The sequence below is a fragment of the Parabacteroides faecis genome, from assembly GCF_014647375.1.
In the GTDB taxonomy this organism is placed as follows: Bacteria; Bacteroidota; Bacteroidia; order Bacteroidales; family Tannerellaceae; genus Parabacteroides; species Parabacteroides faecis.
In genome coordinates this window covers 185,916-200,976 of record NZ_BMPB01000002.1, presented here as the reverse complement: position 1 = coordinate 200,976, position 15,061 = coordinate 185,916, and the positions used below count along the sequence as shown (strand labels likewise).

The following is a 15,061-nucleotide window of genomic DNA, read 5'->3' as shown; positions in this document are numbered from 1 at the left end:
ATAAAACACCTTTTATTCAATAATGTCTATGAGACCATAGAGGATATCTATACAAATAAAAAGTTCGCCTTACGTTCATTTATAAAACGCGCGGCGAACTTATTTTGTTCAATAGATATTAACGAATATGTATGTTTATTGTTTTTTAGATTCCTTCCACCTGTCGGCATAACTGTGCAAAATAGAAGCAATCCCTTCTCCGATCCGTACATAATCACCCTGTTTCAGGTTTGCCAGCGAAGCGCGGATCGACCATTCGGGAGCATCGAAGCCACCTCCGTTCAAGAGGACGAGCGCAGTTTCCTGTGCCAGCCGGAATACGACATCGACCGGTTCGTAATTGGCTTTCAGATATTCTACAAATTCATCTCCGTAGAACTTCTTTGCCCAGACCTCCATATCTATCTCACTGTAATAACCGGCACGAAGAGGATCATCCAGCAAAGTAAAGCCTGTACTTTCCCAAAGCGTATGCAGGCGTTCATGGATAATTTCCACCATTCGCGACTGATACAGATTCTCGGTATCCAGGATAGAGAAGGAAGCAAACAAAGCCATCTGTGTCTGTTGCGGCAGGGAAAGACCGGCTGTATGATTAAGTGCAACCTGGCGGCTGTCGGCAACCATACGGTCGATGAACTTCATCTTCGACGGGTCGAGCATGATGCTGCTGTAACGTTTTGTCAGTGCTGCTTTCTTATCGTCCGGTAATTCAGTGATCATCCGGTCGTAAATATTCTTTTCGTGTAAAGAGACTACAGCCAGACGCCAGCCTGTGGCTCCGAAGTATTTGGAGAAAGAATAGACACACAAGGTGTTGTCCGGCAATTCCGCCATCAGGGAACGGAAACCGGGAACATAAGTGGCATACACATCATCGGTAATGATCATCAGGTCGGGATTATAATTGGTTACGATATCGACCAGACGTTCCGTCAGTCCGTGTGTCAGTGCGTAAGAAGGCGGGTTACTCGGATTGACGATAAAGACAGCCTTAACCGATTTATCTTTCAATATATCCAAGTCCTTTTCCTGATACTGCCAGGTATGATAGCCGTCACCCGTCATTTTCAATGCATGTATTTCTGTTACATCAAACAGGTAACGTGCCTGTTCGGGTATTTCGATATACGGTGTAAAGACCGGGGCGAACAAGACGATCTTATCTCCTTTATTCAACAGGAAGTTCTGTTGCAGGGAATCAAAAATGTAACACATGGCTGCCGTTCCGCCTTCAGTAGCAAACAGGTCGAATTTCCCTTCAGGGGGAAGGTTGTTGCAAAGGGCCTGATCCAGATAGTCACGGACTAGGACTTCCGTATATTTCAAAATACGGTCGGGGATCGGATACTGATCACCTATTACACCTTCCGCCCATTCATGGACGAGATCATTTTCATCGATACCTTTTTCACGTACCATATAATTATAAGTATCGCGTAAAAGCTTGGAACCCGGCGTTCCCTCGTGCTTATCGAGGAACTCCCGGAAACGATAGGCAATACTCGGTTTCTGGGGAACACCGGCAAGGCCGACCATTCCATCTTCCAGCTTAGTCCCCCGGCGGCATTCTTCCAAACCGAACTGGCCAAGCAGGAAAAAGGCTTCGCGGGGTGTGGTGGCGATCCAGTTTGGGTTGCCGCGTCCGGCATTCAACATGATGTGTGTGCTCTTACGTGCACTTTCATCGGCCAGGTCGATCAGGATATCTTTTAATTCGAATGGACTGATCTCCGACATCTTCTTTTCGTATTCACGGGTAACTACGATTTTCTTTTTATCTTCCATATTATATATAATGTATAATTAATGCTTGTTTTTACCAGATTTACTCTTATGAAAAGAGTATGTTCTCTCCTAAGCCGAAGCCAGTGCCACTCTAGTGGCAGAGTTATGCCATAGTAATGGCAGAGTTGTGCCAAAGGCATGGCAGAGTCTTGCCACAGTAATGGCACTGGCCCGTTATCCCTACATCAACAACACGATTACTACTCCCCAGATAATTAAAAGAGTATTACCTACCGCATAGGTAACAGTATAACCTAATGCCGGTGTCTGGCTCTCCACCGCATCCTCCACGGCACCGAGGGCAGCAGTTGTCGTTCGTGCACCGGAAGTACAGCCAAGAGTGATGGCCGGATGGAATTTAAAGAGATAACGTCCCATAAGGACACCGGCAATCAACGGGATAGTCGTTGCCAAAGCGCCGATAACAAACAGGCTCACCCCTACTTCCTTAAACCCGGTCACAAAACTCGGACCTGCCGTAATCCCGACCACGGCAATGAACATATTCAGTCCGACATTATTCAACACCCAAAGCGAAGGCTCCGGAATGCGTCCGAATGTCGGATGTTTGGAGCGAAGCCATCCGAATACCAACCCGGCAATCAACGCGCCGCCACTCGTACTCAGGCTGACAGGAATATCCCCGAAGTGGATAGCCAGCGAACCGATTATACCACCGATAAAGATACCCAACCCGACAAAGATCATATCCGTCTGGTTCGTAGGTCGATCGGCATATCCCAAAGTAGCAGCCGCCTCATTCACTTCCAGCTTTGTCCCGACCAGTTCGAGCATATCGCCCGGATCGATCCGGGTCGCAGCCAATACCGGAATACTGATCCCGGCACGTTTGATACTCTTGATACTGACACCATGCATCACCTTTTCCTTGCGGAGTTGTGCCACCGTCATGCCTGCAAACTTTTTGCGGGAGATCAATACAGGTAATGTTTCTGCAGGGAAATCCAGCAAATCGATATCATTCACTTCATCCCCTATCCAGTCTTCCTCACCGATCACAAACTCACGCCGTCCGCTCAAGACAACTTCATTTCCTTTCTGGAGCATAAGGTCCGGCTTTACGTCATAAATAACATTATTGATACGGACACGCTCCACAAACAAGCGGCGCCCCTGCCCTTCCAGATAATCCTCCAGTTCCTGTACGGTCTTTCCGGCACCGAACCAGTCATTGCTTATCTTATAAGCCCGGAAAGTGATAGGACGTGCTGCAGGCATAAATCCGGGCTGCTCACTTTCATCATCATTCCCCATCCTGGCTTCCAGCTCTTTACAAGCCTTTTTCACGGATGCCAGTCCACCCAGCAGACGGGGAGCCACGTCACTCATGATCCAGGCAGAACCCGCCGTACCGAAAATATACGACACGGCATAAGCCACCGGCATCACGTTGATCATAGCCGTTTTATCGGCATCGCTCAGGCTTCCCTGATTGATCGTATCTTCCGCTACTCCCAATACGGCCGAAATAGTCTGTGAACCGGCCAGTAACCCGGCAGCTTCGCCCGCATTATATCCCATCAGTTTGGCAAGAAGGAAAGGAATGAACAAACAGAACAGGCACATCAATGCTGCAAAAAGCATCTGCGGAAGCCCTTCCTTCTTCAGTCCCCGAAAGAACTGCGGTCCTACGCTGTAGCCGACAGCAAACAGGAACAAAAGAAAGAATACCGATTTAATTGGTGCACCGATCTCTATATGCAATTGTCCGATCAATACTCCGACCAGTAGAACACTGGTAACTGTCCCCAAAGAAAACTTCCCTATTTTAAATTTACCGATCCAGAAGCCCAATGCCAGTGTAAGAAAAATGGCCAGTTCCGGATAATGTTTGAGTAAATCTGCAAACCACTCCATATATTAATTGTTTGGCGTTAATATTAAGACATACGATATGTCCGGTTTTATTGTGGTAAATGGAACAGTATCCACAAGGAAGTTGTTCCGGCCGATTCAATTAAGAGAATATAAAATCCATCTTATTTTAAATAATTTTCTATCTTTGTCCCCGCTTTGGTGATACGATAACATTCCGTTAATCGTATAAAAGGGAATCCGGTTTGAATCCGGAACAGTGCCCGCTACTGTGAAGCCCGATAATAAGGAAAGCATTCTTACACCACTGTCCGATACAAGGATGGGAAGGTCGCTTTCCGGGCAAGTCAGGAAACCTGCCAAGGTTTATTTATATCGTATTCCCCCGGGGTCAGGAGAATGATAAAACATACGGACAATCTCTTTTTGATAAAAGAAAATGTTTACCGACAGCCGGTATTGTGGCTTGTCGTATTCGTTCGTTACCTTTTAATTTACATTATATGAAACATTTACTATTACTTATTGCTTGTATGCTCGCACCTATGTGCTGGGCACATGACGGCGAGAACTTCAAGGCATCCGACATGCTGGCCTCCATGCAACCGGGTGACAAAGCCGCCTTATTAATGGTACATTTCGGTACCACGTATGACGACACCCGTGCTCTCACCATCGACGCGATCAACCGGAAAGCGCAAGAAGCCTTCAAAGACATGGAAGTACGCGAAGCCTACACTTCCCGCATCGTGGCACGCCGCCTGAAAGCCCGCGGTATCGAAAAACTGAATCCGGTCGAAGCACTGGAAAAACTGAAAGCAGACGGATATACTCATATCCTCATCCAATCTACAAACATTATCGAAGGGGTGGAAATGGAATCGCTTCGCAAAGACATTGCACCGCTGGAAAAGAATTTCAAAGAGGTACGTATCGGCAACCCGCTGCTTTATACACCGCATGACTTTGAAGATGTGATAGCAGCCGTAGCAAAGAACGGAGCCAAAGAAGGCGCGACAGTTCTTGTCGGACACGGAACATATACACCAGCCACGGCACAGTACGCCATGATGGATTATATGCTGCAATCCAAAGGATATACCGATTACCATGTAACCACCGTAGAAGGCTATCCTTCTTTCGACGATATGGTAGCCAAACTGGATGTCAGCGGTGTAAAGAAAGTACTGCTGATGCCTTTTATGTTTGTTGCAGGCGACCATGCCAACAACGATATAGCAGGCGATATGAAGCAGGAACTGGAAAGCAAAGGTTACCAGGTGTCTGTCTTTATGCAGGGATTAGGACAAAATCCGGATATCCAGAAACTATTCATCGATCATGCCAGGTTTGCGGCCAAACATAAAATGGTCAATATCACTGAAAAGAAAAAACAATACGCTGCTGAAAAGGACTAAGTTCAAGCACAAAACTAAATGTTCAGAAAAATACTAAAACTTACACATAAGATACTCGGATTACTTCTGAGTATCTTATTTCTGATGTGGTTCCTTTCAGGTATAGTAATGATCTATCATTCATTTCCCAGAGCATCACAACAGGATAAATTAGAAAGGCAACAGGTTATCGACGGAAATTTGCCGGATATGGAAACTCTTCTGTCCGTTCTTCCCGATTCAGCACAGGTCCGTTCACTCTCCATGGAAATGTATTTTGACCGGCCTGTGGTTCATTTCCGGGGAAAGAATACGCCCGAAACACTCTATGCAGACTCTCTGCAACCAGTCGAAGCAATAAATGACGAAACTATCGAGCGGACTGCAGCACAATGGTGCTCATCTCCGATACTGCGTGTGGATTCGATGTATAAGCTGGATCAATGGATTCCTTTCGGACGGTTGCGCGAAGAGTTTCCCATCTATAAATATACATTTGCGGATGATGGCCGCCATGAACTCTATATTTCTTCAAAAACAGGGCGCGTCCTGCAATTCACCGACAAAGACCAGCGCTTATGGGCGTGGCTCGGAGCCATTCCCCACTGGGTTTACTTCACATCGCTCCGCCAGAATCAGGTTGCCTGGATCAACTTCGTGAAATGGAGTTCCGGCATCGGTTGTATCATGTGCCTGGCAGGATTGATCCTTTCCATACAACTGGCCTGGCGCAACCGCCATAAGAAGTTATTTTCCCCTTACAGGAAAAGATGGTTCAAATGGCATTATGTCAGTGGATTGATCTTCGGTATTTTCACCATTACATTCGCTTTCAGCGGAATGATGTCGTTAATGGATATTCCCGACTGGATGAAAAAAGCTCCGAAAGAAAAGCAGGATATGTCACGCCGCATCCCGTGGGGCGGATCGGAAGGACGCTTTGTCGCCTCTGCCTATCGCCTGGATTACCGGAAAGTACTGGAGGCGGTCGACAGTGTAAAAAGCATCGAATGGGCAACCTGGCAAAAGTATCCTTACTACAGGCTTACCACCGATTCGCAAACAATCAACATCGATGCGACCGATACAACAGCAATCCGGATTTTCCTCCTGACCGAAGATATGGTACGGAAAGAGGCGGTTAAAATGTATGGAGACAGCATCCCCTATAAATTAGACTTACTTACGGAATACGACCAGGATTATTACGGACGCAAGAAAGATCGTACGCAGTTGCCGGTCTACCGTATCATCGTCGACGATGAAATGCATACACGCCATTACTATCAGCCGGAAACGCTGATGCAGCGACGGGTAGACGATGACGGCCGGTTACGCCGTTTACTTTACAGCGGTCTTCACAGTCTCAACATCAAATTCCTTACCGACCGTCCGGTACTCTGGAATATCGTTATGTACACTTTACTACTCGGCGGGACATTCCTGTCATTGACCGGGGTCGTATTATCGATCAAATGGATTATCAGAAAGGCAAATAGATTTTTTAAACAAAAAGTATGAGAAAGCAAATTTTACTCTTATCAATGGTTATCGCTTGTCCGTCATTCATGTTCGGACAAAGAAGTATTACCGACTCGATCTTTACCGTCGGCAATGTTGAAATTACAGCTAAAAAGAAACAGGCAACGCCATTACGGGAACAACCGGTCCAATTGCTGAACATGGATGTTCCACTGAAGTTCCTTCCTATCACTGTTACCCGCCTGGACAGCAAGACGCTGGAAAGAAAGCATATCCTGAATATGGAAGATGCCGTACGTTTCCTGCCGGGGGTTACATTGAGCAGCAACCAGCTGGGTGCTTTCCAGCGGTACAGCATTCGTGGTACGTCGGACGCCGTATTCGCTATCGACGGAATCCGTGACGAGCGTACACTGTTAAACACAATGCCGTTCGGCGATCTTTCTTTTGTCGAATCGATAGAAGTAATCAAAGGTCCGGCTTCTATCCTGAGCGGACACTCGGTCATGGGTGGCGTTATCAATATCATAACGAAAAAGGCATCTGCCGATTTCTCGGCAAATGCCAGTATCAGCTACGGTAGCTGGAACCAGAAAGAAGCAACAGTCGGTTTCGGTGGCAAACTGATCGGTCCGGTCAATTACCGTGCAAATATTCATTATGGTACAGGCGATGGTTACCGCGATGTGAATGCTGATCGTTTCTCCGGCCTCTTCGCCCTGGGAGCAGAAATAGGAAAAGGCTATTTCGAAGGAAATATCAGTTTCAATGACGACCATTATACCACGGAGATAGGTGCGGCGCCGACAATGCCGGGAGATATATTTTATGCATCCGATGACAAACTTTATCTACCTAGCGGAGCACTGCACCCCACAGCCGATCCCCATACCGTGTACAACGACTTTGCAAACAATAAGATGCACCGCCGTAACATGGATGTACGTATGCAATATACCCAACCGTTAACTGACTGGATGAAATTCCGTGAAACTCTATCCTACGGACACAGCAATTTGGATTACTGTTGTGTAGAAGGAATGTCATATGTCAGCAGTTCAGACCCTATTTATGATTTGTATTATTTCGATAGAAAAGGGAAAAAAACATATGTAAATCTCGATTCGCTACGATCAGGAGACCCGTTATGTTTTAATCCGGATAATTATTCCATCACAAATACCACCGAACTAACAGGAAAAATCGAAACAGGCTTCATCACCAACAATTATACATTGGGATGGAACTATACCTATTTCGATTATACCAATTATACAGGATATAACAGCGATGATGTTTGGGGACCAGGCAAAAATCAGATACTTCCGGTTGATAACCCTCATATTGTACGTGACTGGTGGGATAGTAAAGTCTCTAAAGCTAGTATTGCCAAATATATCACCAATGGTATCTATCTGCATGATGTCTTCGAGATCAACGATCACTGGAAAGGGATGTTGGGCGGACGTCTTGACATTTACAAATATAAGAGCGCCTCAGCATTGATCGATGACGGACGTCAACATTACGAAAAAGAGAATCGTACAGACTGGAATAAAGTTAGTACTGCTGCTTTTACCTATCGTGGCGGCATCGTCTATCTGCCGATTCCGGCAGTTTCTATCTATGCTTCCGCAGCTTCCTATTTCAAACCGAATAAAACATTTTATGATAAAAATATACTATATATGGGAGCCGATGGAAAACTCTTCAATCCTGATGAAACCGGAGGAGAAGTCTTCAAACCGGAAAGAGGTAATCAGTATGAAGTGGGAGCCCGTTATGAATTGAACCAGTTATTGGAAGTGAATGCCAGTATTTATTACATTCGTAAACATAATGTCGTCAAGACAATCGGTAAAATGTCTACAGAAGAAAATGGAGCTGCTGTAGATAAAAATGTTCAGGCACAAGTCGGCCGTGCAGACACCAAGGGTTTTGACATCGATCTTACATTACGTCCTGTCGCTAACCTGCAAATCGTAGGCGGATGCGGATGGTCTGACTATCGTCTGATGAGTAGTTTTCTCAAAAATATAGACACGAATGCGGATTGGTTTAATTTCAGTGAAACAACCGGACAACGCAGCACAGGAGTTCCGCGCGTTACCTTCTATACTTATGCAGACTACACAATCCCTAAAGGTGCGTTGAAAGATCTGTCATTCCACCTGAGCGGAACATTTACAGACCGTATCTACCAGAATATTGCCGATAACTCATATATTCCATCCTGCTACATCGTTGATGCAGGTATTTACTATACCATCAAAAAGTCAATCAACCTGGCTGTAAACGTAAACAACCTCTTTAATAAAGAATACTTTGTAAAGAGTACCGTTTTAGGTAAACCTTGCAATTTTATGGCTACTATCTCTTACAATTTCAGATAAGATCCCGTTACCCTGTGCTTGCATACAGCACAGTATTATATAAGAACGGTCGCTTCTCTTAATATAGGGAAACGACCGTTTTTTATTCAAATAATCAATACTTTATATATCTTTGCAGTTCAAAGTCCAAGTGTGATTAACTCAAAGCTTCTATTTCAGAATACTAATATCCTTATACTATAATATTAATGGAGCAATAACAATAGATATTTTATCTGTTATCAACTAATTATTTATCTCATTCACTTGTATTTTTATTTATATTAATTTATGCACATAAAATGACATTTTGTATATATGCGGAACTGTAACATTGTACTTTTTTTGCATCTACATTCATAAGCGATAGAAATAATAACTAAATCTAGGCCAAAAGATGAAAAGTACGATCAACAATACTTCTTCCGAAGTATCAAATAACCAAATACTGCATGCCGGTTTTGATCTCTTTAATAAACCTGAAGGAACAAAACTAACAAAATCTTGCATATACAATAATATGATTATTTTCATTCTGGGCGGGTCTCTGAAAATAAACTCTCCACATATCAAAATGAAGTTTATTGAAGAACCTTATATGTTATTTATTAAAATGTTCGATAATTGTACCTATGAGATTGCCCCATGCTCAAAAGTCCTGCTTTTTACCTTCGATAGCCTGACTATCGACGAGCTTTTGAGTTTCCAGGCCAAATATGACCTGCTGCCTGAATCGACATTCGAATGGATCGAATTGAAGATAATCGAACCTTTATACAGTTTCTTGAAACTCCTCATTCAGTATCAGGAGAATAATTACCTGGACTATAAACTGTACGCATCCAAAAGAGATGAAATGTTCTATCTTCTTAAAAGAATATACACAAAAGAAGAACTAGGTAATTTTTTCTATTTGCTGGTCAACCATACCACAGACTTCGAGAGACATGTTGCAGCAAATTATATGAAAGTAAAGAATGTAAAAGAATTAGCCAACTTGATGGGATACGGAGTGAATACTTTCCGGATCAAATTCAAAGAGACATTCGGTATTCCCGCATACCAATGGCTACTGAATGAAAAGGCAAAACGGATCTTAAAATGCCTGACAACAAAAGAGGAGGATTTCAAGAGCATAATAGATGAGTTCGACTTCAGTTCGCACTCACATTTCTACAAATTCTGTAAGACGCAATTCGGAGTTACTCCCGAAGAATTAAGAAAGAAATTAAATCGATAAGAGATTATTATTCCTTTTCGATCAGTATCTCCACTTTTATATCAGATTATATATTTTATATGTGACATTGTATACACCTCTCTCCTTTTACACACTTTACCTTTGTATATCTAAATACAGATTCTTTAAATTATGATGACCAAAATGTATGTGTTATTATCCCAGATTAAGGGTTGGGATAATTGTCTTATTGAGGAGAAGATGTCAACTCCTTTAGTCAGTTATATTTTGTCGGGGGTGATTTTACTTGTTGTATTGATACGGGTAATTTCCTGGCTACAATATCTCCACCTCAAACGCAAGGCTTTAAAACGCTTTTCTGAACACAAAAAGAACAGAGTATGGAGAGCTGAACTTCCGGTTGTAATAATAGAAATACCAAATCTGCCCGAAAATAAGAATAAATAGATTATCTTTGTGTCTGTATGATTAATCATATAAAGTATCAGAATCAACAACTCAAAGCTAAAATGGGTACAGGTAAAATAATCGTAGCCGGGATAGGCCCTGGCAGTGAATCAGATATAACACCCGCAGTACTGTCTGCTATCCGACAATCAGATGTAATCGTAGGATATAAGTATTATTTCCGCTTCATCGAGAAAATAATCCATCCCGGAGCAATCTGCATCGACTCGGGGATGAAACGGGAAAAAACGCGTGCTGAGGAAGCATATAATTATGCAGCCGAAGGCAAAGTTGTAACGGTTATCAGTTCCGGTGATGCCGGTATTTACGGAATGGCACCGCTCATTTACGAGATGCAACGGGAAAAAGGGAGCAACATCCCTATCGAGGTTCTTCCTGGTATCAGCGCATTCCAGAAAGCAGCCTCTCTGCTTGGTGCTCCGGTAGGACACGATTTCTGTGTGCTCTCTCTCTCCGACCTGATGACCCCCTGGGAACTGATAGAGAAACGGATCAAAGCGGCTGCAATGGCCGACTTTATCACAGCTATCTACAATCCCAAAAGCGAAGGACGCTACTGGCAACTTTACCGTCTGATCGAACTTTTCCTGCAGGAACGCGACCCACAGACACCCGTCGGCTTCGTTCGCCAGGCAGGACGCGAAGAACAGGAAGTTACGATCACGACTTTGGCTGATTTCGATCCTGAACAGGTGGATATGTTCACTGTTATCCTTATCGGTAATTCACAAACTTACCGGTTCGACAACAAGATGATCACTCCGCGCGGTTATTACGGCGAAATCAAAATGGGTAAAGCTGAAACCGGGATCGGACAGGATATCATGATCCGCAGCTTCCGTACCATCGAGAAAGAACTGAAGAATAGAGATATTCCGTTAGATAAGAAATGGGCGTTACTGCATGCCATCCATACGACAGCCGATTTCGATATGGAGAACATATTGCGGATCGACGATAATGCGGTAGCTTCGCTATACGACAGGCTGAACAGCGGTGCAGTCCGCACCATTATAACCGATGTAACAATGGCAGCATCCGGCATCCGCAAAGGAGCCTTGCAACGCATGGGACTCGAAGTGAAATGTTATCTGCAGGACGAAAAGACCGTTGCTCTCGCTACTGAGAAAGGAATTACCCGTACACAAGCCGGAATCAGGATAGCTGTCGGCGAACATCCGGATGCATTATTCGTCTTCGGTAACGCACCGACTGCTTTGATGGAGCTATGCGATCTGATACGCAAAGGAAAAGCAACCCCTGCCGGAATTATCGCAGCACCTGTCGGCTTTGTCCATGTACAGGAATCCAAACATATGGTAAAACCGTTTACCTCTATTCCCAAACTGATCGTGGAAGGACGGAAAGGCGGAAGTAACCTGGCCGCAACACTGGTAAATTCTATACTTTGTTACAATGATGCTATTAATTTAAAACCAGGAAGAGACGTATGAGAACTCAATTTATCGTTATCGGCATCCCCGATGACCCCAGTTATATCAGCAAGAACAAAAAGATAGTAGATATCATCAACGGTAATACCTACTTTTCGGGAGGTAAGCGGCATCACGAAATCCTTATGCCTTTCCTGCCTGAGGGAGCTGTATGGATCGATATAAAAGTACCGCTCGACAAAGTTTTCGACGAATACGAATATCACCAGAAGATCGTTGTATTTGCTTCGGGCGATCCTTTATTCTATGGATTCGCTTCGACGATCCTCAAACGGATGCCGGACGCAGAGATTACACTCCTGCCCTCGTTCAATTCACTGCAGATGCTTTCACACGAGCTAAAAATATCCTACGACGACATGATCATGGTTTCCCTCACCGGACGCCCCTGGCATGAACTGGACCGTGCATTGATAGAAAACAGAGCCAAGATAGGCATCCTGACCGATCATGTACATACCCCGGCTGCGATTGCCAAACGTTTACTGAAATACGGCTTCACACAATATAAAATGTATATCGGCGAACATTTGGGTAACCCGGAAAAGCAACGTATCTCACGTTCGCTTATCTTGTCTGAAGCAGAGGAACATCCTTTCGATAGTCCGAACTGCGTGATCCTCCAGCGCATGTACAACGATATCACCTATCGCCCGTTGGGCATTCCCGACAAAATGTTCGAATTGCTCGACGGAAGGGAACGGATGATTACAAAAGCGCCTATCCGAATACTGGATATGAGTATGTTGATGCTCCCCATGTGTAATCATTTCTGGGATATCGGCTTCTGTACGGGTTCCGTATCCATCGAAGCCAAACGCCAGTATCCTCATCTGCATATCCACGCATTTGAAATACGCAAAGAATGCTGGAGACTGATCGAGGAAAACAGTTCCAAGCTGGGAGCCCCGGGTATCGATGTACATATCTGTGACTTTATGGAAGAAGATGTCTCCGACCTGCCCGCACCCGATGCAGTATTTATCGGAGGACATGGCGGCAAACTGAAAGAGATCGTGCACAAAGTAGCCCGTTATCTGGCACCCGACGGCTTACTGGTCTTCAACTCTGTATCCGAAGATAGCGAAAAAATGTTTATAGAGGCAGTCCACGAAACCGGACTGAAATTGGACGATCCGTTGGATATACGTGTGAGCGATTATAATCCGATCACCATATTAAAGGCATTCAAAGAAGCAAAATAAAAAAACGATGAATAAGAAATCTATAGCAATTGTCGTAGTATCGGTCAGTAGCCTGCCTTTGGCACGACAAATAAAAAAGCAATATCCTAATGCGGTGATATATAGCAAAGAATCGCAGGAAGAGACAGTGGTGATGAAATCCATCGATTCCATTGTTGGAGATCTGTTCCTCCAATCGGATGCTATTATCTTTATCGGGGCAATGGGTATCTGTGTACGTTGTATCGCACCTTATGTGATGGATAAACACACCGATCCCGCTGTGATTTGCATCGATAGTACCGGTAAATACATTATTCCGGTTTTATCCGGCCATATCGGCGGAGCAAACGAACTGAGCATAGAACTGGCACAAATACTGGGAGGAAATGCCATTGTTACCACCCAAAGCGATAATACCGGACTATGGGCTCTCGATACGCTGGCGGAGAAATTCGATTGGTCGGTTGTGGCCGATGATCTGACAGACAATGAGAATGCGATGAACGCATGTATTGCCGCATTCGTCAATAAAAGGCCGACAGCCCTCTTACTGAACATCCGCGATAAAGGCACAGAGTATCTCGAACAAAGCCGTCCCGAACACGTCCAAATATTCAATAAATTCTCCGACATTCCGCTCGACCAGTTCGAGTTGGTGATCACAGTCGGGCCGTTCATATATGAAGCCGAGATCAAGATGATCTCTTATTTCCCGAAAGTGCTACATCTAGGTATCGGTTGCCGGAAGGGGCTTAATGGCGATCCGAAGGAAATGCACCAGCATATTATCTCGACACTGATCGATAACAATCTCTGCCCTGAGTCGCTTGCCGATATCTCTTCCATCGACTTGAAAAAGGACGAAGTGATACTTGCTCTATTGTCATATGGCATTATGAATCGTCCTTTCAAAACATATCCGGCAGATACATTGGATAAATTATCTGTACCCAACCCATCTGCCAAAGTGAAAGAGGTGACCCAATCGTCGAGTGTTGCAGAAGCTGCCGCTATACAAAGTGCCGGAGGCGGCCTTTTGTTGCTGGAAAAACAGAAAGGACGACTGGGAGAACACAACGATTATACATTTGCCGTGGCAATGGATAAATCCGTTCAGCGGCAGGGCCATATCGAGATAGTCGGTGCCGGTCCCGGTGATCCGGAACTGATCTCTATCCGTGGCCGCCGGATGCTTGAGAAAGCGGACCTGATCTTATATGCAGGCAGTCTGGTCCCGAAAGAACTCACTTTTTGTGCCAAACCGGGAGCTACCGTACGCAGTTCGGCAGATATGAATCTGGAAGAACAATTCCTTCTGATGAAAGAGTTCTACGACAAAGGCAAATTCATCGTCCGCCTGCATACCGGCGATCCTTGTATCTACGGAGCTATACAGGAACAGATGGCTTTCTTCGATCAATATAATATGAGTTATCATATCACCCCGGGAATATCTTCCTTCCAGGCAGCTGCTGCCGCTTTACAGTCGCAGTTCACCATTCCGGAAAAAGTACAGACCATTATTCTTACCCGTGGTGAAGGCCGTACGCCGATGCCCGAAAAAGAACAGTTACACAAACTGGCTGCCAGCCAGAGTACGATGTGTATTTACCTGAGCGCAGGGATTGCAGACAAGGTTCAGGAAGAACTTCTCCAACACTACGCTCCTACCACACCGGTTGCCGCCTGCTACAAACTGACCTGGAAAGATGAGCGTATCTACCGGGGCGAATTGAAAGACCTGGCTAAGATCGTCAAAGATAATCATCTGACATTAACAACGTTATTAGTTGTCGGTGATGCGATCGACAACCGGGAAGGTTTATCACGACTGTATGCCGATGAGTTCAAACATTTGTTCCGCAAATAATTCATT

Annotated in this window: 9 protein-coding genes and 1 riboswitch; of the genes, 7 read left to right on the top strand and 2 right to left on the bottom strand. The window is 44.7% G+C overall.

What is annotated here, in order from left to right; translation table 11 throughout:
- Positions 1-135 precede the first annotated feature (135 nt).
- Together IEY67_RS03430 and aspT are read right to left on the bottom strand one after the other, a co-directional pair.
- Complete coding sequence (locus IEY67_RS03430; RefSeq protein WP_183669771.1) at positions 136-1,788, bottom strand: bifunctional aspartate transaminase/aspartate 4-decarboxylase; 1,653 nt, start codon at positions 1,786-1,788, stop codon at positions 136-138.
- A gap of 180 nt (positions 1,789-1,968) precedes the next feature.
- Complete coding sequence (gene aspT / locus IEY67_RS03425) at positions 1,969-3,666, bottom strand: aspartate-alanine antiporter (protein WP_183669769.1); 1,698 nt, start codon at positions 3,664-3,666, stop codon at positions 1,969-1,971.
- A gap of 140 nt (positions 3,667-3,806) precedes the next feature.
- A riboswitch (cobalamin riboswitch) is annotated at positions 3,807-4,002 on the top strand.
- A gap of 125 nt (positions 4,003-4,127) precedes the next feature.
- Here aspT and IEY67_RS03420 point away from each other — a divergent pair.
- The 7 genes from IEY67_RS03420 (at position 4,128) to cobM (ending at position 15,055) form a co-directional block, all read left to right on the top strand.
- A complete protein-coding gene (locus tag IEY67_RS03420) occupies positions 4,128-5,042 on the top strand; it encodes a sirohydrochlorin cobaltochelatase (RefSeq protein WP_183669767.1) in 915 nt (304 codons plus the stop codon).
- Positions 5,043-5,060: 18 nt separating this feature from the next.
- Positions 5,061-6,542 carry a PepSY domain-containing protein gene (locus IEY67_RS03415; protein WP_183669765.1) on the top strand — a complete coding sequence of 494 codons (1,482 nt, stop codon included), beginning with the start codon at positions 5,061-5,063 and terminating at the stop codon, positions 6,540-6,542.
- On the top strand, positions 6,539-8,896 hold the full coding sequence (locus IEY67_RS03410; protein ID WP_229800946.1) for a TonB-dependent receptor: 2,358 nt from the start codon (positions 6,539-6,541) through the stop codon (positions 8,894-8,896). Before IEY67_RS03415 ends, IEY67_RS03410 begins: the two co-directional genes overlap by 4 nt.
- A 553-nt stretch (positions 8,897-9,449) precedes the next feature.
- A complete protein-coding gene (locus tag IEY67_RS03405; RefSeq protein WP_229800945.1) occupies positions 9,450-10,115 on the top strand; it encodes a helix-turn-helix domain-containing protein in 666 nt (221 codons plus the stop codon).
- Positions 10,116-10,585: 470 nt separating this feature from the next.
- Positions 10,586-11,998 (top strand): precorrin-3B C(17)-methyltransferase, encoded by a 1,413-nt coding sequence (gene cobJ / locus IEY67_RS03400; RefSeq protein ID WP_183670011.1) that lies wholly within the window; start codon positions 10,586-10,588, stop codon positions 11,996-11,998.
- Positions 11,995-13,203 (top strand): precorrin-6y C5,15-methyltransferase (decarboxylating) subunit CbiE, encoded by a 1,209-nt coding sequence (cbiE, locus tag IEY67_RS03395; RefSeq protein WP_183669763.1) that lies wholly within the window; start codon positions 11,995-11,997, stop codon positions 13,201-13,203. The genes cobJ and cbiE overlap by 4 nt, the downstream gene beginning before the upstream one ends.
- A 7-nt stretch (positions 13,204-13,210) precedes the next feature.
- Positions 13,211-15,055: a precorrin-4 C(11)-methyltransferase gene (gene cobM, locus IEY67_RS03390; protein ID WP_122376069.1), complete on the top strand. Its 1,845-nt coding sequence runs from the start codon at positions 13,211-13,213 to the stop codon at positions 15,053-15,055.
- Positions 15,056-15,061: the final 6 nt, after the last annotated feature.